Here is a 19,191-nt window from a genome sequence, read left to right on the forward strand (position 1 = left end):
CGGGTTGCGGACGCACAGCCCGAGCGCAAGATCCCCACCGAGGCAGAGTTGTGCGCCGGTTCGATTCTATCGGTGCGCGATCTCGCAGCGCAGTCCGATCCGTTCAGTTTCCCGCAACGCTCGTCTTCTTCGTCGTCCGTTTGGTCGGTGAAGATCGGGTGGCCGGGACGCTCGGCGGTGTCACGGCCACGCTGGTGTGAGAGTTGAGCGCCCGAACCCGGCCGATTACCTTCGTTGCCTGGCCGGTTCTCCGCAGATGCACGGTCCTGCGACCGTTCGGCGCGAGGTGGAACCAGGAGTCTTCGGGCTCGAAGCCCTGCAGTTCGAGGGCAACGTATTGGGCGGCAGCATCGGTCGTGACGTCGACGACCCACTCGTCGTCACCGACAGTGCGCGCAGTAGCGACAAGTCCGACCGACCGCTCGAGGGGCCGTGCCGGACTCCCCAGGAGGTGCACCACTTCGTCCACCATCTCGCCGTCTTCGCCTTCGAGTGTGACGGTGACGGCGTCGTATGTCCGCGCCCCGAACCGAAAGACGTGAGTGAGGTCGGTGAAACGGCCGACAAGACTGTCCACCGACCAGGTCAGACTCGAATGCGCCTCCACCTTGACCGGTAACGCGACGTCGACCGGGACGACACCTGACCGACTGTGCGCTCGAAACCTGATCTCGCCGACGACAGGTTCGGCGGTCTCGTTGATCGCGTCGAGCCTCAATCCGTCCATACCGTCGTCCGTGACGAGGAGCGCGATCGGTTTGGCGCTCCTGCGGAGCACGAACCACGGAGCTTTGGGGTCGCCGTTCCAATCGAGGACCCCCCACCCCGGTCCGGGCTCCAGATCCCGCAGCGCAAGCGTCAAGGCGCCGTCGCACCGAGAGTCCGGTCGACGCCAGTAACCGAGAGTGGATGCGAACGCCTCACAGACAGCTGCGCGTCCGAGGTCGAGATAGCGTTCCGGGTCGGACCACCGGACTTCACGAGCATCTTCGCCGAAGAGCGCGTGGACGTAGTGGTCCCGTACATCCTCGAAATCCCACGACGATCCGTTGTCCCGCGGCACCGCGGCTTTCCACGCCGGATGGTGCCCCGCGACGGTGAGTGAACCGAATTCGTTCTCGATCACGGCATTCGACGGTGGAATCGAAAACGCCAGTGATTCGGTCGCAAAACGTACTCGCGCGCTGAGCACGTCGGCCAGTGGACGACGATAGGCACCCACCCCGAAGTAGTGAGCGACCCCGCTTCCGACATGCGTTGCCAATTGCTCTCCCCCGCGAGGCGCCGAGGGCGACGACGTCACGTATTCGAGTTCAGGTGCCACCGCCGAGATCAGCTCCGGCAGTCTCGAATGAATGAGCGGGATGTGTTGATCGACCAAGCCCAGCATGGTCGGCTGCTGTTCGGTCTCGCTGCCGCCGCAGAAGACTGCCAATGCGGGATTTCCACGCACTCTGGCTAAGAACGCGGTGACCTCGGTGGCGACGAGTTCGAAGAATTCGTCGGTGTCGGGCGGATCTAGCGTCGCCAACATCATGTCCTGCCACACGAGAATTCCCAGACGCGCGCATTCGACCCAGAAGTGGTCGCTCTCGTAGAACATCGTCCCCGGGATTCGAACCATGTTCAGGCCCGCCTCGGCCAGTTTCTCCAGCACACGGGTGGTGCCGGCGTCGCCTTTGAGCGAGATCGGGTCGGTCGGCACCCACACCGAACCACGGCAGTACACACCGATACCGTTGACACTCAACCGGAATCCACCATCGGATCTGTCAACTTCCACCGTCCGGAATCCAACGGAACCAAGATGCTCGGAGACTCCGTCCGTTTCCAACGTCACAGGATAGGTACACGGGGCGCCGTGCGTATGCGGCCACCACAATTGCGCGTCCGCCACTTCGACGACGCCGGACACGTCGTGGAATCCGTCGGGTCCGGCAATCGCAGCCAATCGTTGCGAGTGCTCGCCGACTCGCACGGTGACGTAGTCCAGCGAGGCCGGCAACCCGGTGAGCCGAGCGCTGATCGCAACGCGACCGGTTGTGCCGTGGACACTCGCCTGAGTGGACACCGAGGTTACGGCGGCAACCCTTTTGTCCAACAACCGGATACCTCGCCACGGACCCACCGGCACCGGCACGCCACTGAATACAGGGGCCATACCGAGCATCGTGGTTCGGATCCACCGAAGGCCCTGCTCGCGTACCATCGACGAGCGCCAACGTCCGCGTGGGCGGCGTGCCTTCAAAGTCGCGGCGAGCGAATGAAAATGAAGAGCCACCCGGACACGTTCACCCACTCCGACTCCGGCCGGAATGCTCACTTCCCCAGGTGCGAACATGGATTCACTGGACGCTACGAGGACGCCGTCGATCCAGACGTCCGCAAACGCCGTCAGACCGTCGAACTGGAGCAGCCACGACCCCTCACCGGTCGTAGCCACTGTGGTTACGAACCACCAATCCGACGATTCAACAGACGGCGATGCAAACGGTTTCGCGCGTCCGGCGTCCGATTGCGACTCACGCAACGCACCGACGACTGTTCCCGGCACGGACGCCGTCACCCAGTCGGTCACGGTGTCGAGAGCATCCGGATGAGTCACGGATCCGGGTTCGGTTGCAGCGCATCGCCATCTCGCGCCGGCCAACACGTCTGCCGACGATCTGGTCACGGCTAGACCAACCTCAGATGTCGATGCGAGTCGACGCCGACCGTGTCGGCCACGACTTCCATCGCCCTCTTCCACGACACCGCCATCTCGTCGAGTTGCTCACGTGGGTCCACGGCGCGGCCCCGGGCGGCGCGCGCCATCTGAAACTGCACGCTCTTGGCCCCGGACGCCACTTTGCGGAAATCCGCCGCAGCTTCGACCATCCCGGAAAAACCTGAGGTGTCCAGGAACTCACTGGCGTCGGCCGCGAGCTCCGCGCTGGCACCGCACTGACGAAGAAGCCCGAAGGACCAGAGGTGAAAGGCATCCATGCCTGCCCCCTGCACCCATTCGAGGTCGGCGATCACCTTGCGCCCCAGCTCGCGCACGGGATTACCCGCTGCTCGAACCGCGACGTTCCGCCGAGCCACTTCGGCGATGTTTCCGGCGTTGGTGGCATGGACCGGATTCAACCGAATCTGTTCGACGTAAGGAACAAACGACGGAAGTGAGGAACGATCGAGATCGAAGACACCGGAGAAGTCTTCCCCTCGCAACATGTAATACCCGCTGTTGTGGAAGTATTCGAGCTCGCCGGCAACCCTGTCGATCCGATTGGGCACGATCGTGGTCTTGGTGTGCCCCTCGTGATAATTCGTTCCGAGGGTGTCGGGAAGCCAATATCCGTCCACCTCGACCGTCGACAACATCCCAACCGCGAGATTGTCCTCGACATGTATCAGTGGCGCCCGCCAGACGTTCATCTCGGCGACTTCGATTCCGTACAGCGCGTAGATGTCTTCTGCCTTGAGTTTGAGAAACGTCCACTGATTTCCGTCGAAACGCGACGAGAAGGCACAGGCCAACGCCGGGACGGGATCCAATCCGAGCGAATGCAACACTTCGATCCACAGATCCGTGTAGCAGTTGGTCTGCGCCCATACCCGGTCGTCCTCGTGCAACGAGTGGGGCCGGTAGCGATCAGGTGAAATGTCGATGAGCCGGGACATCAGATGCCCATTCGTTCACGAACGGTAGTCGGCCACGCAGTCACATCGAGACCATGAGTCCGCAACAAGGACAAGGCAATTCGCTCCATCCCGAAGCCGACGCACGAGCTGTGTGCTACTTCGCCCGCTGCCGTTCGGATGTCGAAGTTGACACCGAAATGGTCGAGATGGTTGTTCGAGGACACGATTGCCGTGCCCTCGTCGAGATCTCCGTAGAGCCGAACCGTCAGTTCCGTCTTGAGATTCTCTTCACGCTGGTTGGCTGCAAGCATCTTTCCAGCGCGTCCGAAGAAAGGGTCATTGGCGATCACCGGGGTGGCGTCGAGTTGGAGCTGACCGAGCACCTCGAGTCCCCGCTCGATCCAGTGCTCGCGATGCGCTCGTGCTGCGGCGGCATCACCGATAGTCACGAACTCGTGCATCCGAAACGCTTGCATGCGAGCCGGATCGATCGCCGGTTCGTGCCGGAAGCAAAAACCGTAGATGTCCAGCAGCACCCCACCTTCGGGGAGCACTCCGGTGTATCGCGCATAGGCGGGATGGCACGCAGCGGACACGAGCATGGTCTCGGTCGGCTCGAGGTGGCGATCCCACGATTGCCCCTCGGCGCGATCGGCGAGCAGTCGTGCGTGATCTCGATTGGAACCGGCGAAGGTATTGATGGCGCCGGTCAGGTTGGGGAACGAAGCGATGTAGTCGGTGCGCTCGAAACTGCTGCGCGGGAACACCGGCGGAAACCGCAACCGCGTCGCGGCAGCGCCTGGTCCTGCCGCAACCACTACTCGGTCGATACCGTCGACGATGTCCTCGAACACGCCGGAACGCCCGTAGAGTCCCGGCACCTCCGTCTCGACGAGAAGTCCCTCGACGAGCAGTTCGCGCTGAAATGCGGCCCGCGCCAGATCCAGGTCGGTCTCGCCGGTCACAGTTTCGGTTGTCACAGTCTCGCTTGTCATATCGTTCCCCGGTATCCGATTGCCATGTGCGCTGAACCCGCCATGATTCGATCGTTGTTCACCATCACAGCTGCGCCGTGCGCGTCACGAAGGTGCCGGCCGAGCGAAAACTCGGTGTCCTCGCGATATCCGGAGATGCCGCAAATCAACATTGTCTGCCCGACGATTTCCACCACCGCAGTGGAGGTTGTGACTTTCAAGTTGTTCATCGCGAGCGAAAAGCCCACCGCGCCGGTCGCCTCGAAATCGGCGCTACCCTCTTCGGCCCGAACCGCCCGGTCGTACCTGCGTGCAGAAGCATCAACGAGATCGGCGAATTGTTGTGCGGAAGCAGCAACTTCGGCGAGACGCAGCGCCCCCGGCGAAGTGACTCCCGGCTGCTTACGGGCGGCGGCACGCACGTACTTGCGCGCCTTCTCGACCGCAGCGTCGGCGATTCCCAGCCACACCGAACTCCAGACGACGTGCGAGACCGGAAGCATCGTGTGGGTGGAGATATCGGAGTACGGAACGTCGGCGACCATCTCAGGCGTCGAGGTGGCCCGAAGAATGTAACCGAGACTACAAGTTCCCCTCAGTCCCAGCGTGTTCCATTCGGTGGTGCGTTCGAGCGTCAGGTCTGGGGTACGACACACCACGAGAACCTGGTCGTTCGGCTGACTCTCCGGTGTTCGCCGGGCCGTGACGACTATCGCGTCGGAATGCTCACCGTACGAAATGACGGGCGCATTCTTGATCAGTAGTAGATGCCCACCCAAATCTTCCACCGCACAGTAACTCCGGCTGACATCTCCGCCGATTCCCAGCTCGGTGGTTGCCGACGCCAACAGCAGTTGCTTGTCCGCCGTTTCTTCGATAAACCCACGTAGCGCTTCGGTGTTGCCATGCTTGACCAACGAGTAGATCTGTGTCTGATGCATGGCAAAAATCATTCCGCTTGCTGCACAGCGCGTTCCGATCACGCGAGCGATCTGCGACACCTCCCGCAGCGAGAGCCCTTCGCCCCCGAGTTCCCTCGGTACAGCCACGGACAGCAGCCGTTCGCTCCGCATGGCATCGACAGCTTCACGAGGAAACCTTGCCTCGGTATCGACTTCGTCGGCCCACACCGCTGCAACGTCGTCGGCCAACCGTGCGGCGCGCTCGAGGGCCGTCCCGGTGGAGCACTGCGATTGCGGAGCGTTCATGCAGCACCCAACTCCGCCAGCGCACCCTCGATCGCCTTGACGCTCGAGAAAGTACTCTTCCGCAACAACTCGTCAGGAAACTCGATGTCGAACGAATCCTCCAGCGCCAACATGACATTCACGCTCGCATGCGAAGTCAAACCCAACTCGTAAAGATCGGCCTCTCCGTCGATCGTGCTCACGTCGACTGCCAGCCGACCGTGCTCGACGAGCACTTTCCGAATTGCCTGATCAATCATCAGCGATGTCGTCCTTCTTTTCGATGCGAGTGCCCGAGCGAGTTGCGATCACCATTGCGATGGCAACGTCCGCTTCGTGCGAGATAGATACTTGAAAGTCGTGCAGATCCTGGGCCCGAGCCAGTTCCGCGGCATTACCGGACAGCGTCACCCCACAACCACCCCAGTCGGCCCGAGTGATTTCGATGGAATTCCACGGAACGGGAACGTCACCCGGTCGCAGCACCTTCACAACAGCCTCTTTGGCGGCGAAACGTGCAGCCAATCGCTGATCCCGCGCCGGACCGGCGCACGTCTGCAATTCGTGTGAAGTGAAGGTTCGATCGAGATACCTCCGCCCGAAGAGGTCGATACTTCGAGTGACATCCACGACGTTCACCACGTCACAGCCGATACGCGGGCCGATGTCGAGCATCGGCGTCGGTGCAGTGTCACCCATCTGTTGACTCCCCATCTGGGGTCGTACACGCCGGGCAGCCCCCTATGCTGCCCGGTGCGCCGACGCCGTCACCCTGCCCTGACAAACCCTCGTTATCAGCAATTATTCAGCTACCGGAAGAACATACCGCAATCCGTCGATAGTCGGCAAGATCAGACTTCCGGAATCCCATCGACACTGTAAACATACTCTCAGTTTGTTTCGAATGCAGAACAAAGAGAACAAGCTCCCTACCAGGACATTTCAAACAAACAAATCAAACGAGTCGCAAGGCGGGCTGCGATTTCAGTGGTCGCTGGCTAGACGCCGTGCCGCGAATTGTCTGAAGTACTCAACTTTCGATTCCGGGACCACGATCGGAAGTATCAGGTTCCACGATGCCTTCATGGAGTCCGAAAGCTCACGAACGGTCCCGGTCGCGGCTGCCATCAGCCGAACTCCGGACGCCACTTCCAACAAGAAACGAGCGATATCGGCAGAGTCCGCGTCCGAACGAAGATCACCTTCGTCGGCCGCGCGGCTGGCAAGTTCGCGGTAAATGTCGAGCCAGACGTCCAGAGTCGCCGGCCCGGAGCCCCGATAGTCGCCGATCTCGACCAACAAGCGGAACGTCGCTCTGACCATGGCGTCGTGCGCACCGATGTCGACGATGACCGACGAGATACCGATCAGCGACTCGAGCGCCGGAGTGCGACGGTCCAACCAGAGCTCACATTTTGCGTCGAACCGTGCCGAACCCTCGTCGATCACCGCCCGCGCGAGTTCTTCCTTCGACCCGAAATGGAAGTACAGGGCGCCTTTGGTCACCTGCGACTCGGCGATGATCTCACTCAAGCTGGCATTGGCATAGCCCAGGCGCAAGAACACACCCGCTGCTCCGCGCAGCACCGAATCACGGGTGGCTTCTGCCCGCTCTTGCCTCACCATCGATCCGGCCTCCAATCACCACACATCGAACGAATCCTTGGTCTTACCCGTTCACAGCGTCAAAATGGAAGGCACGGTTCGGCATTCAACCCACCCTGCAAACAAATGAGACATTTGCCCATCAAACGATCGTGATACAGCGAACACAGCTTAGACCGCGATCCATCTCTGCGTGGCAGGCGCGCCTGGTTAACCCTCCAATTGTGGGTCGGCTTCCAGATTCGTGAGGCCGTTCCAACACAAATTCACGAGGTGGGCGGCGACAACTTCCTTGGACGGAGTTCGTTCGTCGAGCCACCACGTAGCCGTCGTTGACACCATTCCGACAAGCGCCTGCGCGTACATCGTTGCTAGTCCGGGGTCGAAACCGCGTCTGGAGAAGTCTCCCGCCAGCAGGTAGCCCACCTGGCTGATCGCGTCGTTGAGGAGGCTCGAGTAGGTTCCGCTTGGCGCGACAACAGACGAATCGCGCACGAGGATCCGGAATCCGTCAGTGTGCTCTTCCACGTAGGTGAGCAAAGCCAACGCAACCCGCTCGACTCGAACTCTCGAGCGATTTTGCGAGAGGGAAGAAGTGATCATCTCGAGAAGGCGCGACATCTCCCGGTCCACTACGACGGCGTACAGCCCCTCCTTGCCACCGAAGTGCTCGTACACGACCGGCTTGGACACGTTCGCTCGCTGGGCGATCTCCTCGATCGAGGTCGCTTCGTATCCCCGTTCGGCGAAGAGTGCCCGCCCGATCTCGATCAGTTGTTGACGCCGTTGGGTACCGGTCATCCGGATTCGTGTCGCTCGTTCGGGAACTGGATCCCCGCCACCCGAACCGGACACCGTCGCCATTGTCTTCCTCTCGCCGACTCACAAATTGTTGCTGTGGACACTCAGCCTATCGGGACTTCGGGGGCCCAATCGGAGGAGCGGTTCGACCTACGGCGGGTCGGCGTGCGATTATTCTTTCGCGCGTTCGGCCGCAAGGCTCGGCAATGCGTGGCAATCCGCCGTGGTGTAATGGCAGCACCTCTGATTTTGGTTCAGATAGTTCAGGTTCGAGTCCTGGCGGCGGAGCTGGTGAACAACATGCATTTCCCGAGCGGAAATTCATGTCTTGATCGACAGCTTGATCGACAGAGGGAGCTCAAACCAGTGCAGACCGCCGTGATCGTTCTCGCAGCGGGTGCCGGTACACGAATGAAGTCGAAGACTCCCAAGGTCCTCCACACTCTCGCCGGACGCAGCATGCTGGCACATTCGCTTCACGCGGCAACCTCACTGAATCCCACGCACCTCGTGACCGTCGTCGGCCACGATCGTGAGCGTGTCACCGAGGCCGTCAACACAGTCGCCGGCGAGCTGGGTCGTCCCGTCACCGTCGCCGTTCAGGACGAACAGAAGGGCACCGGGCACGCCGTCAGCTGCGGGCTCGAGGGGCTGCCGGCCGACTTCGCCGGGACCGTACTCGTCACAGCCGCCGACGTGCCCCTGCTCGACGGCAAGACCATCGCGGATCTCCTCGCCCAGCACACGGCTGCTCCCGCTGCCGCGGTCACGGTGTTGACGTCGACGGCCGTCGACCCCACCGGCTACGGACGAATCCTTCGCACGACGGACGGCGAGGTCAACGCCATCGTCGAGGAGAAGGAAGCCACTGATTCGCAGCGCTCGATCACCGAGGTCAATTCAGGGGTGTACGCCTTCGACTTCGAAACTCTGCGCGACGCCCTGGCATCCCTCGACTCCAACAACGCACAGCACGAGTTCTATCTCACCGATGTGATCATGATCGCTCGACGCGCAGGAAAGCGTGTTCGTGCGCAACACATCGCGGATTCGGTTCTCGTCGCGGGCGCCAACGACCGAGTGCAGCTCTCGACGCTCGCCCGCGAGATGAATCGTCGAATCCTGGAGTCGTGGATGCGCGCCGGCGTCACCGTCGTCGACCCCGCGAGCACCTGGATAGATTGCGACGTGCACATCTCGCAGGACGTGACGCTCCTGCCCGGAGTTCAGCTGACCGGCACGACGTCGGTGGGCGAAGACGCCGTGATCGGCCCGGACACCACCTTGGACAACGTGACAGTCGGCGAGCGCGCAGTGGTCGTCCGCTCGCACGGGACCGACTCCGTTGTCGGCGCTGACGCAACTGTCGGCCCCTTCGCCTATCTCCGGCCGGGTACCCGCCTGGGTGCACACGGCAAGATCGGCGCTTACGTGGAAACCAAGAACGCGGATATCGGCGAGCATTCGAAGATTCCGCATCTTACCTACGTCGGCGACGCCACCATCGGCCATCACAGCAATATCGGAGCTTCGAGCGTCTTCGTCAATTACGACGGGGTGAACAAGAGCCGTACTGTGGTGGGGTCGCACGTCCGAACCGGCTCCGACACCATGTTCGTCGCCCCACTCACTGTTGGTGACGGCGCATACACCGGTGCGGGCACGGTCTTGAAGAACGACGTACCGCCTGGGGCGCTTGCCGTCTCGGGTGGGGCGCAGCGCAACATCGAGGGTTGGGTGCAGAAGAATCGACCCGGCACTCCTGCGGCCGACGCCGCTGCAGCGGCTGCACAACCTGACAGCCCTGCAACAACCTGACAGCACAGATCACCACCAGATCGACCGGCAAGTACAAAAGGATGGCATGAACCAGTGACTGCGAATTGGATCGACAACCAGAAGAACCTGATGTTGTTCTCGGGTCGCGCACATCCCGAGTTGGCGGAGCAGGTGGCGAAGGAACTCGACATCCGCGTCACCCCGCAGACCGCGCGCGACTTCGCGAACGGCGAGATCTTCGTTCGATTCGAAGAGTCCGTTCGCGGCTCCGACGCGTTTGTCCTGCAGAGTCATCCGGCACCGCTGAACACGTGGGTGATGGAGCAGCTCATCATGATCGACGCTCTCAAGCGTGGATCGGCAAAGCGCATCACTGCAGTGCTCCCGTTCTACCCGTACGCCCGCCAGGACAAGAAGCACCGCGGACGCGAGCCGATCTCCGCTCGCCTGATCGCGGACCTGCTCAAGACCGCCGGCGCCGATCGCATCATCACGGTCGACCTGCATACCGATCAGATCCAGGGCTTCTTCGACGGGCCCGTCGATCACATGCACGCACACAGCCAGTTGGCCAACCACATTCGCGCGGGCTACAACCTCGAGAACATCACGGTGGTCTCCCCCGACTCGGGCCGCGTTCGTGTCGCCGAGAAGTGGGCCGACTCGCTCGGCGGAGCACCGCTGGCATTCATTCACAAGACGCGCGATCCGTTGGTACCCAACCAGGTCAAGTCCAACCGCGTCGTCGGTGAGGTCGAAGGTCGCACCTGCATCCTGATCGACGACATGATCGACACCGGTGGAACCATCGCCGGTGCGGTCAAGGTCCTCAAGGAGGCCGGTGCGGGTGACGTCGTCATCGCCGCAACCCACGGCGTCTTGTCCGACCCTGCGGCCGAGCGTCTGTCGACGTGTGGCGCAAAGGAAGTTGTTGTCACCAATACACTTCCGATCGACGAGTCGAAGAAGTTCCCGACGCTGACGGTGCTGTCCATCGCACCGCTGCTGGCACGCACCATCAAGGAAGTTTTCGAGAACGGTTCTGTGACTTCGCTGTTCAACGGCAGCGCCTAGTCTCCCGCCGCACTACGGGCGCGTACCTGTGACTTCACGGTCACCGGTACGCGCCCGTAGTCATCTTCGCGAACCTCACAGAAACAGACCACCTGGTCATCATGAAACCACCTGTGGGACACACGAATACCACCAAAAGCGGCAATCAGCATGATCTTGATCACGCCCGCGTCGAGAAACCCAGGTCGATGTTGGGGCGGTGTTCACCGCGCCGCAATCTTCGCCTAGTGTGGCTCGTCGTGATCGACGCGCAAACCCTGGAATCCCGGCCCGAATCTCATTCCCTGAATTCATCAGTTCCGACGATCCGGCGGTGGCGCCCAGGATCTTGTGTCTGGTGCGGAGACGACAACTCCGTGGACATGTTTCGCAACGAACCCCGCTGCGGAAAATGCCGTGAAAACGAAGGCATCATCGACGACGCGAAGCGTTTCCTCGGCATGTACGGTCTGCGCCCGCTCGGCGGCACGCTGCAGTCCGACGACGACGAAGAGCGCGAGTACCGCGTCAACGCTCGCGAGGCACGCCGAGTCCTGAACGAGATCCGCATGGACGTCCTTCCCGATGCGGCCGCGGTTCGCAAGGCAATCCGGCCCCGCGCCGCAACGGTTGTCGCCGACACGTCGCCCGCACGCGCTTCCCGCCCCGCCAGCACGGGCACCGCGACGCGCGTTGCCGCTCCGGTCAAGACGGACACCGTGGACATCGACACGCTCCAGACGCGCGTCCTAGGGCTTCTCGATCAGCTCGGTTCGATCGACGAGCAGATCAAGGTCGCCGAACTCGCACAAGGGTTGCCGGCGCGCGCTCGACTGAGCGATCTCAACAAGCAGAAAGCCACGGTTCTTCGCACGCTGGCTGCTCTCGAGAAGGCCCGAATCGCCGCCTCCAACTAATTCCTTCGCGTCCGTCCCACGGCCCCGTCTCCTTGCGAGACGGGGCCGTTCTGTATGAGCAGGTACCTTTACGAATCGTGAATGACATCACCATCACCTTCGTCGTGCTTGCACTGGTAGTGGCGCTGTTCGTGATCGGCCGAATCCCGGTCGGCATCATCGCGATCGGCACTGCCCTGGCGCTGTACGCCACCGGTGTGATCACGATGGAGCAGGCGCTCGCCGGATTCGGCGATCCCACTGTGGTGTTCATCGCCGCGCTCTTCGTCGTCAGCGAAGCCCTCGACGCCACCGGCGTCACCACGTGGGCGGGCGAGAAACTGCTGGCGAAAGTCGGCGAATCCCGAGTCCGTCTCGTGAGTGCGATCATGTTGCTGGTTGCCGCGTTGACCGCACTGATCAGCGTCAACGGAGCCGTAGCCGCGTTGGTGCCGATGGTGGTGGTCTTGGCGGTGCGTCTCGGTAAGTCGACATCACAACTGCTTCTGCCGTTGGCATTTGCCGCCCATGCCGGGTCGATGCTCACCTTGACCGGAACGCCGGTCAACATCATCGTTTCCGAAGCCGCCGAGGAATCCGGGGCCGGTGCTTTCGGGTTCTTCAGTTTCACCTTGGTCGGTGCGCCCCTGGTGTTGGGAACGATCGCGATCGCCGTACTTCTCGGCCCTCGCGTCCTCCCCCATCGTGCGGGGACGTCCATGTCGCCTGATCTGAGCCGACACGCCAAGACCCTCGCGAAGCAGTATCAGCTGATGGGCAAGGATGCGCCGTCCGCAGAGCCCTTGATCACCAAGCACGACGGTGTGGTCGAGGTGATAATCCCGCCGCGCTCGGAAATGATCGGCGACAGGGCTTTTCCGGGCATGGTGACCGACAGCGGCGATCTGGTGATACTCGCAGTCCAGCGTGCCGGTGAGGACTGCGGCCCGAAGGGCGTCAAGTTGGCGGCAGGTGACACGCTCCTCCTGCAAGGCAGCTGGGACGATCTCGACACGCACACCGCGGTCGATCCGAATGTCCTCGTGGTGGACGCACCTGCCCAGATCCGTAAGCAGGCAGCGCCGTTGGGCACCCGCGCGGTCATCGCTCTCGTCGTCGTCGCAGCGATGGTCGTGTTGCTGACGTTCGGATTGGTGCCGTCGGCGATAGCCGGACTCCTCGCGGCGTGTGCGATGGTGCTGCTACGAGTCATCAGTGTCGAGCAGGCGCATCGGTCCATCTCGTGGACGACGTTGATTCTCGTCGGCGGAATGATCCCGCTGTCGACCGCGATCCAGCAGACCGGCGCAGCCGAGAAACTCGCGCATGCCTTCGTCGACGTCGTCGGTGGTGCAAGCCCGTATGTCGTCGTCGCCGGGCTCTTTGTCGTGACGGCGACTCTGGGCCAGCTGATCAGCAACACCGCGACCGCGTTGATCATCACGCCGATCGCCATCTCGGTCGCCATCGAACTCGACATCTCGGTGCTGCCCCTACTGATGACGGTCACCGTCGCTGCGGCGGCATCGTTCCTGACGCCCGTAGCCACGCCGGCGAACATGATGGTGATGGGGCCTGGCGGGTACAAGTTCGGTGATTACTGGAAGCTCGGACTCCCGATGTTGTTGTGGTTCCTGATAGTTGCAACCGTATTGATCCCAGTGATCTGGAGTTTCTGATGTGCTCACCGAAGGTTTTGTCGGAGGTCTACGAATCGATCGGACGCGAGAGCAGGAAGGTCAGCCGACGATCGATGTTCGCGGCGCTCGGCACTACTGCGCTCGGCGCGACCGTCGTGGCCGGCGCGGTGCAGCCCATAGCGTCGGCAGCGCCATCGGGTCGGACCATTGTCGATCTGACACACGTACTGACGCCGGATTTCCCGGTGTGGCCGGGCGCGCGCTCGTTCGAGATGAGGAACCTGGCGAAGATCGCCGACGCCGGCGGGTCTCTGGGCTCGCTCGGTTCCGCCGGGTCAGGTGGAAAGTTCTACCTCAACGAACTCCGCCTCGAGGAACACACGGGTACTCACATCGACGCGCCCGCACACGCCAGTGCGGACGGAATCACCGTCGAGAAGATTCCGGTTGCCGACCTCGTCGTACCGATTGCGATCGTCGACATCAGCGCCCGCACCGCCGCCGACCCTGACACATTGCTCACCCGCCAGGACATCCTCGATTGGGAAGCCGACCACGGGACGATCTCTCCCCGCAGCCTGGTGGCGATGAGCTCGGGTTGGGATACCCGGGCCGGTGCCGGTGGTGCCTTCACGAATCGAGATGCACTCGGCGTGCAGCACACACCCGGATTCGCCCCCGAGGCGATCGACTTTCTCGTCCGCGAGCGCGACATAGTCGCCGTGGGTTCGGACACCCTCAGCATCGACGCGGGCCGAAGCACGACCCACGGGGCTCACCGAAGCGCTTTGGGCTCAGGAAAGTACGCAGTCGAAGCCCTTGCAAACCTGTCCGCACTGCCAGCCGCCGGCGCCACGGTGATGGTGGGCGCGCCGACGCACGCGGGTGGTTCCGGTGGTCCGTGCCGGGTTATCGCCTGGTACTGAACGCTGACGTGTTGAGAGATCAGGGCGTGGGTGTCACCCGAAGCACCTTGTCCCCTGTTCCGTTGTCCGTGGTCACCAGAAGCGAACCGTCTGGCGTCGGAGTCACCGACCGCAAGCGACCGAACTGGTTCTCCAACCCGAAGGTCTGCGCGTCGACCGAGCGTCCGTCGGCACTCAGGCGGAGGAAGATCAGTTCCTTGCTCTTGAGACCACCCATTACGAGCGCACCGTCCCAGGCACCCCACGCAGCCCCACCGGTGAAGGCAGCGCTGGCAGTAGCCAACGTCGAGCTACCCGAACGCCACACCGCCGCAATCGCTCCCGGCACTCGCACGGGGTCGGTCATCGGCACGGATTCGTCGTACGTTCCGGGAAGTCGATCCGGGCGGTAGCCGTAATTTCCGCCGGGGGTAAGCAGGTTGACTTCGTCGTCGACGCTTGTGCCCTGCTCCACCGAGTAGACCCGGCCGGTTCCCGGTTGCACGGCCAAGCCTTGGACGTTGCGGTGCCCGAGCGTGTAGACCGGGCTGGAAGCATTCGGATTCCCCGCCGCCGGAGTTCCGTCGGCATTGATGTGCAAGACCTTGCCACCCAGCGAATTCGGATCCTGCGGCACGCTCGGTGTCGCGGTGTCACCCGTTCCGACGAACAGCGTTCCGTCCTGGGCCGCAAGAATTCGGCACCCACCATGACGCCCTGACGAGACCGGGATCCCGGGCAGTACGGTTCCGGTTCGCGTGAGTGCGGTCCATCCGGCGTCGACGGTCCACGAGATCACTCGAACGTCCGTGACTCCCCCGGCACTGAATCCCTGGCAGGTGTACAGGGTGCGCGACTGAGCGAAGTCGCGAGCAAGCGCGATGCCCATGAGTCCGGTTTCGGACTGCGCGTAGAGATCCGAAAGGTCAGCAGAGACTGGACCTGTCGTGTTGTCGCTTCGGCGAACGAAGAATCCGCCGGACCGTTGTCCGGTCAGGATCGCGCCGTCCGGGGCCGCCGCGACGTCCCAGGGGTGATCGAGTCCGTCGACCAGTGTGGTGACCGACAGCTGTGGGAGGGTGTTCTCGATGGGTATGTCCGGGTCGTCGCTCCCCAACGATCCGGTGCTTCCGTTGCCGAAACTGCCGGGGTCGAAGGGGAATGGTTGAGCCACACACTGCGCCACCGGCATCACCAGTACTGCAGTAAGGGCCACGGTCAATGCGGCGAGCTTCGGATGACGCACGCGTTCTCCTCGGGTCGGAAACCGTTCTGCGCCTCACTATAAACAGACAAACACCATTTTTCGGGCCGTCGCGCTATACCCGCAGGCCACAGGAGAAACGAAACCCCTTCAGAAGTCTGCAAACTCCGACAAAGCGTTCGCCAGCGGGGACGCGGTCCGTCTTGATGCAGATCGTGCCTTCCGCCAGGCAGGCACACTCCAGTCCAGAAGGTATTCAAGATCCGCTTCCACTCCCCTGTCTCGAAGCCCGAAACGTCGTTCCAGCGCATCGTCGCCCGTCAAATGCGGTCTCGCCGCGTCGGGCACTTTCACTTCGGGGTCACAAAACAGACCTACGGGCGCGGTAACCGTTCGTCGTCCTGAGGGATCTTTCCACTCCAGATGACCACCTCCGATTTGCTGCACTGTCCACCTGCCAAACGTCTTCAGTCGGTGATGTTTTCGACACAGACAGGCCAAGTTCCGTTCTGCAGTAGGTCCTCCCTGGGCCGGGTTGCCGTGATCGAATGGCACCGTGTGATCGATATCGCAACTATCGGAACGCACAACACAATTCGGAAAGCGGCACGTACCGTCTCGCGTCCTTACAATCTTCGCCAACGCCGCGGACGACTGGTACGTGCATTCACTGCGCCGCGAACCACTGTTCCTTCTCGAGCGATTGCCCCTTGTCGAGCGATTACCCCTTGTCACAGCGGGCAGTATCTCCGGTGAGCGCATCGACCGACCCACGCCGAGCACCGGTCCGACTGCCCCCGCAGTCGAACAATGTTGCACCTCGGACGGTGAAAGGGTGAGGACTCTCTGCCACGTGGCATCCGCGGCGATCGCGCGCGCAAGGTCGGCATCGATATGGCCGTGCCCCTGCAAATAGCCTGGCAGGTCGTCGAATCCGAGCAGGGTGGAAGCGTTGACACCCACAAGAATTGTCGAAATCGGGAGCGCGGAGGTCTTCGAATCGTCCCTGCTGGTGCAATCACCGTCGCACTGACAATCCAACAACGTCTTTCCTTCCGCCAATGCGATCAGTGCATCGGCACGACGTTGCCCGAAAGTTCTCGGATCTGAACCACACACCTGCATCGACATCGCACGGAGTCTGGTCGCCAAAGTCTGAGCGCCGACCGCTGGAAGCATTCCGTCCAGAGTCGACATGCCGTCGTGAGACGCGCACGTCCGAACGTCCCGATCCGCCTCCGCACGAACCCGCCTGGCACGCACCCCATCAGGGTCGTGCCGAGCAATGAGACCTCGTGCGCGCGCCTTCAACTTGTTACCGGTTGCACGGCAGGCACCGTCCACGAGGAGTCGCTCGATCTCATCGAGCGCGTGCTCGGAAACATTGGCGAGAGCTTCGGACAGTGCCGTCGCTTTGGCCAGATCGATGTCACCACAAGCAAAAGCGGCCGCCACCCGCGGGAGCCGCCAGCGCAGGTCACATCCCAGTGCAATCATTTTCTGCGCGGCATACTCCGTAATACTCAGTATCGACGCGATCTCCACGTGCGCGAATTGACCCTGAAAAGCCTCGTTGACTCCAACCGCGGCGTCCTCCTCACAACGGTCCAGGTACAGCGCAGTGACTGCGTCGATCTCGAGGAAGTGGGCGCGCGCGATTTCCGCATGCTGCCGAAACAGCGCATCCGCGGAAATCATTGATTCGAACATATGATCGATACTACGGGCACCTACCGACAAGTTTGCGGAATCCCGGGGAGTTCACCGATACCCAAGGCGGAGACAGCATCCTCTGACGTGCGCCCACTTCACGCCCGCTGCGCACACAACAGCGCAAAGCGCTGATCCTGATCCGTCCACACCTTCCGTACCCCGAAGCCTGCGGACGCGAGTTCCGCGGCAATCCCGTCCTCGGTGAACTTCGCCGAGATCTCGGTTCGCAGTTGCTCGCCCGCTGCGAAGGTGATTTCCAGATCCAGGTCGTCGATACGCACCGAGAGTTCTCGAATCGCTTCCAGTCGCATCTCGATCCACTCGTTCTCGGCGTCCCAGAGCGCGACGTGGCGGAAGTCCTCCAAGGGAAAGTTCGCTCCCAGTTGCTTGTTCAGGACCGCGAGAACATTGAGGTTGAACTGCGCCGTCACACCGGCAGCGTCGTCGTAGGCGGGTACGAGAACAGCCGGATCGATCACCAATCCGACGCCCAGGATCAGGTTTTCCCCCGGATAGAGCACCGCCGCGATCCCCGAGAGGAACTCGGCGCGCTCAGCCGGAACGAGATTTCCGAGAGTTCCGCCGAGAAACGCGACCGCCCGCCGTCCGCCACCGGGCAGATGATGCAGCGAGCCGGTGAAGTCGCTGACCACTCCGACCACGTCGATTCCGGGAAACTCGGCACCGACCTGCTGCGCAGCGCCTTCCAGTGCCGTCACCGAAACATCCTGCGGTACATACGTTCGCAGAGTTCCACGAGCGGTCATCGCGTCGAGGAGTATCCGCGTCTTCTCCGAGGAACCGGAACCCAGTTCGATCAAGATCTCGGGTTCGGTCAACGCCGCGATCTCGTCGGCGTACTGCGCGAGCAGGCCGCGCTCGGTACGGGTGGGGTAATACTCGGGTAAGGCCGTGATCTCCTCGAACAATTCACTTCCACGCGCGTCGTAGAACCATTTGGGCGAGAGCCATTTCGGCGTAGCGGTCAAGCCCTCCCTGGCCTCGGCTCGCAGTGCGTCGACCGATTCGGCCGGTGTCAGATAAACCTCGAGTGTAGGGGTTTTCATTGTTCTCCCATCGGAATCGGGGTGATGATCAAATGACCGGGACGCGCGCAGACGATGTGCCGGTCGGGCACCTGCTGCCAGTCCGGGAGTTGATCGAACGGTTCGGAAACGATCAGGGCCCGCGACTCGTCGACTCGCGTGTACAGCGTGTGGCCCCACGCTGTGGCCCACAGTTCCTGCCCGTCGCCGAACAGGAGGTTCAATCGTGAATCCGGTGCCACCGCAGCCACATCGTGAACGAGGCTCGTCACGGCGGCCTCCGCGGGCTTCGACTTCAACCGATGCCGTAGCACCGTCCACAACAAGGCAGCATCCGTCGGGGCGGGCATCTTCAGCAGTTCGACGGCGGGTACCTCCGCCGCCAAGTCGGCAAGTGAACCAGGCCAACCGGATACCGCTCCGTTGTGGCTGAAAGCGTAGGTTCCGTCGACGAACGGTGCACAGGCCCCGATCTCGACGGCCATCCCCTCCGTCGCGGAACGTACGGCAGCGAGAACGGATCCGGAATCGATGTGGGACAACGTCTCGTCGACAGTCGGGTCCGACCAGATCGGCCAGACACTGCGGTACCGTCCCTGCCTTCCACCGTTCCACCACGCCGCACCGAATCCGTCGGCATTGATGGTCCCGCCGCCACGCATCTCGCGAGGTGCCCACGACTGTCGCATCAGCGAGTTCTCGCCGTCGTGGAGGAGTTCACGAACCGAACGCGGCGGCCCGAGATACCCGAGGTGTCGACACAT

General features: G+C 62.3%; 17 protein-coding genes and 1 tRNA gene. 6 read left to right on the forward strand and 12 right to left on the reverse strand.

Features of this window, described 5'->3' with window-relative positions; translation table 11 throughout:
- Positions 1-103 precede the first annotated feature (103 nt).
- From DBV08_RS08335 to DBV08_RS08370, 8 genes are all read right to left on the reverse strand, one after another.
- The gene (locus DBV08_RS08335; RefSeq protein WP_124567109.1) at positions 104-2,674 is read right to left on the reverse strand and encodes a glycosyl hydrolase 2 galactose-binding domain-containing protein; all 2,571 of its coding nucleotides are present in this window, start codon (positions 2,672-2,674) and stop codon (positions 104-106) included.
- Positions 2,675-2,676: 2 nt separating this feature from the next.
- Positions 2,677-3,663, reverse strand: coding sequence for a DUF1839 family protein (locus tag DBV08_RS08340; RefSeq protein ID WP_124567110.1), 987 nt, complete (start codon positions 3,661-3,663; stop codon positions 2,677-2,679).
- A complete protein-coding gene (locus tag DBV08_RS08345) occupies positions 3,663-4,619 on the reverse strand; it encodes an amino acid--[acyl-carrier-protein] ligase (RefSeq protein WP_095972141.1) in 957 nt (318 codons plus the stop codon). The genes DBV08_RS08340 and DBV08_RS08345 overlap by 1 nt, the downstream gene beginning before the upstream one ends.
- Entirely contained in the window at positions 4,616-5,806 is a 1,191-nt protein-coding gene (locus tag DBV08_RS08350) for an acyl-CoA dehydrogenase family protein (protein WP_124567111.1), read from the reverse strand. Before DBV08_RS08350 ends, DBV08_RS08345 begins: the two co-directional genes overlap by 4 nt.
- On the reverse strand, positions 5,803-6,045 hold the full coding sequence (locus DBV08_RS08355; RefSeq protein ID WP_095972139.1) for an acyl carrier protein: 243 nt from the start codon (positions 6,043-6,045) through the stop codon (positions 5,803-5,805). Before DBV08_RS08355 ends, DBV08_RS08350 begins: the two co-directional genes overlap by 4 nt.
- Positions 6,038-6,484 carry a holo-ACP synthase gene (locus tag DBV08_RS08360; protein WP_095972138.1) on the reverse strand — a complete coding sequence of 149 codons (447 nt, stop codon included), beginning with the start codon at positions 6,482-6,484 and terminating at the stop codon, positions 6,038-6,040. The genes DBV08_RS08355 and DBV08_RS08360 overlap by 8 nt, the downstream gene beginning before the upstream one ends.
- Before the next feature lie 285 nt (positions 6,485-6,769).
- The gene (locus DBV08_RS08365) at positions 6,770-7,411 is read right to left on the reverse strand and encodes a ScbR family autoregulator-binding transcription factor (RefSeq protein WP_003946317.1); all 642 of its coding nucleotides are present in this window, start codon (positions 7,409-7,411) and stop codon (positions 6,770-6,772) included.
- 189 nt (positions 7,412-7,600) lie between these two features.
- Positions 7,601-8,254, reverse strand: a complete 654-nt coding sequence (locus DBV08_RS08370) for a TetR/AcrR family transcriptional regulator (protein ID WP_095972137.1) — start codon at positions 8,252-8,254, stop codon at positions 7,601-7,603.
- 154 nt (positions 8,255-8,408) lie between these two features.
- On the opposite strand from DBV08_RS08370, the gene DBV08_RS08375 reads away from it, so the two are divergent.
- The 6 genes from DBV08_RS08375 to DBV08_RS08400 all read left to right on the forward strand — a co-directional run bounded on the left by DBV08_RS08375 (position 8,409) and on the right by DBV08_RS08400 (position 14,485).
- A tRNA-Gln gene (locus DBV08_RS08375) sits at positions 8,409-8,479 on the forward strand.
- Positions 8,480-8,557: 78 nt separating this feature from the next.
- A complete protein-coding gene (gene glmU, locus DBV08_RS08380; RefSeq protein WP_124567112.1) occupies positions 8,558-10,009 on the forward strand; it encodes a bifunctional UDP-N-acetylglucosamine diphosphorylase/glucosamine-1-phosphate N-acetyltransferase GlmU in 1,452 nt (483 codons plus the stop codon).
- Positions 10,010-10,063: 54 nt separating this feature from the next.
- On the forward strand, positions 10,064-11,044 hold the full coding sequence (locus DBV08_RS08385; RefSeq protein ID WP_003946284.1) for a ribose-phosphate diphosphokinase: 981 nt from the start codon (positions 10,064-10,066) through the stop codon (positions 11,042-11,044).
- Between the two features lie 239 nt (positions 11,045-11,283).
- Positions 11,284-11,940, forward strand: a complete 657-nt coding sequence (locus DBV08_RS08390; protein WP_030536285.1) for a hypothetical protein — start codon at positions 11,284-11,286, stop codon at positions 11,938-11,940.
- Between the two features lie 77 nt (positions 11,941-12,017).
- Entirely contained in the window at positions 12,018-13,598 is a 1,581-nt protein-coding gene (locus tag DBV08_RS08395; RefSeq protein WP_095972135.1) for an SLC13 family permease, read from the forward strand.
- On the forward strand, positions 13,598-14,485 hold the full coding sequence (locus tag DBV08_RS08400; RefSeq protein ID WP_124567113.1) for a cyclase family protein: 888 nt from the start codon (positions 13,598-13,600) through the stop codon (positions 14,483-14,485). Before DBV08_RS08395 ends, DBV08_RS08400 begins: the two co-directional genes overlap by 1 nt.
- Before the next feature lie 19 nt (positions 14,486-14,504).
- On the opposite strand, the gene DBV08_RS08405 is transcribed toward DBV08_RS08400, so the two are convergent.
- The 4 genes from DBV08_RS08405 to egtC all read right to left on the reverse strand — a co-directional run bounded on the left by DBV08_RS08405 (position 14,505) and on the right by egtC (position 19,191).
- Positions 14,505-15,710, reverse strand: coding sequence for a sorbosone dehydrogenase family protein (locus tag DBV08_RS08405; RefSeq protein WP_124567114.1), 1,206 nt, complete (start codon positions 15,708-15,710; stop codon positions 14,505-14,507).
- 108 nt (positions 15,711-15,818) lie between these two features.
- On the reverse strand, positions 15,819-17,378 hold the full coding sequence (locus DBV08_RS33235) for an HNH endonuclease signature motif containing protein (RefSeq protein ID WP_124567115.1): 1,560 nt from the start codon (positions 17,376-17,378) through the stop codon (positions 15,819-15,821).
- 98 nt (positions 17,379-17,476) lie between these two features.
- On the reverse strand, positions 17,477-18,448 hold the full coding sequence (egtD, locus tag DBV08_RS08415) for an L-histidine N(alpha)-methyltransferase (protein WP_124567116.1): 972 nt from the start codon (positions 18,446-18,448) through the stop codon (positions 17,477-17,479).
- On the reverse strand, positions 18,445-19,191 hold the full coding sequence (egtC, locus tag DBV08_RS08420; protein WP_124567117.1) for an ergothioneine biosynthesis protein EgtC: 747 nt from the start codon (positions 19,189-19,191) through the stop codon (positions 18,445-18,447). The genes egtD and egtC overlap by 4 nt, the downstream gene beginning before the upstream one ends.

The organism is Rhodococcus sp. KBW08, from assembly GCF_003852455.1.
Taxonomy (GTDB): Bacteria; Actinomycetota; Actinomycetes; order Mycobacteriales; family Mycobacteriaceae; genus Rhodococcus_F; species Rhodococcus_F baikonurensis.

Coding starts and splice junctions, on each gene's coding strand:
- egtD (WP_124567116.1), bottom strand. CDS start 18,448: ATGAAAACCCCTACACTCGAGGTTTATCTGACACCGGCCGAATCGGTC.
- DBV08_RS08370 (WP_095972137.1), bottom strand. CDS start 8,254: ATGGCGACGGTGTCCGGTTCGGGTGGCGGGGATCCAGTTCCCGAACGA.
- DBV08_RS08360 (WP_095972138.1), bottom strand. CDS start 6,484: ATGGGTGACACTGCACCGACGCCGATGCTCGACATCGGCCCGCGTATC.
- DBV08_RS08365 (WP_003946317.1), bottom strand. CDS start 7,411: ATGGTGAGGCAAGAGCGGGCAGAAGCCACCCGTGATTCGGTGCTGCGC.
- egtC (WP_124567117.1), bottom strand. CDS start 19,191: ATGTGTCGACACCTCGGGTATCTCGGGCCGCCGCGTTCGGTTCGTGAA.
- DBV08_RS08355 (WP_095972139.1), bottom strand. CDS start 6,045: ATGATTGATCAGGCAATTCGGAAAGTGCTCGTCGAGCACGGTCGGCTG.
- DBV08_RS08400 (WP_124567113.1), top strand. CDS start 13,598: ATGTGCTCACCGAAGGTTTTGTCGGAGGTCTACGAATCGATCGGACGC.
- DBV08_RS33235 (WP_124567115.1), bottom strand. CDS start 17,378: ATGTTCGAATCAATGATTTCCGCGGATGCGCTGTTTCGGCAGCATGCG.
- DBV08_RS08350 (WP_124567111.1), bottom strand. CDS start 5,806: ATGAACGCTCCGCAATCGCAGTGCTCCACCGGGACGGCCCTCGAGCGC.
- DBV08_RS08345 (WP_095972141.1), bottom strand. CDS start 4,619: ATGACAAGCGAGACTGTGACAACCGAAACTGTGACCGGCGAGACCGAC.
- DBV08_RS08340 (WP_124567110.1), bottom strand. CDS start 3,663: ATGTCCCGGCTCATCGACATTTCACCTGATCGCTACCGGCCCCACTCG.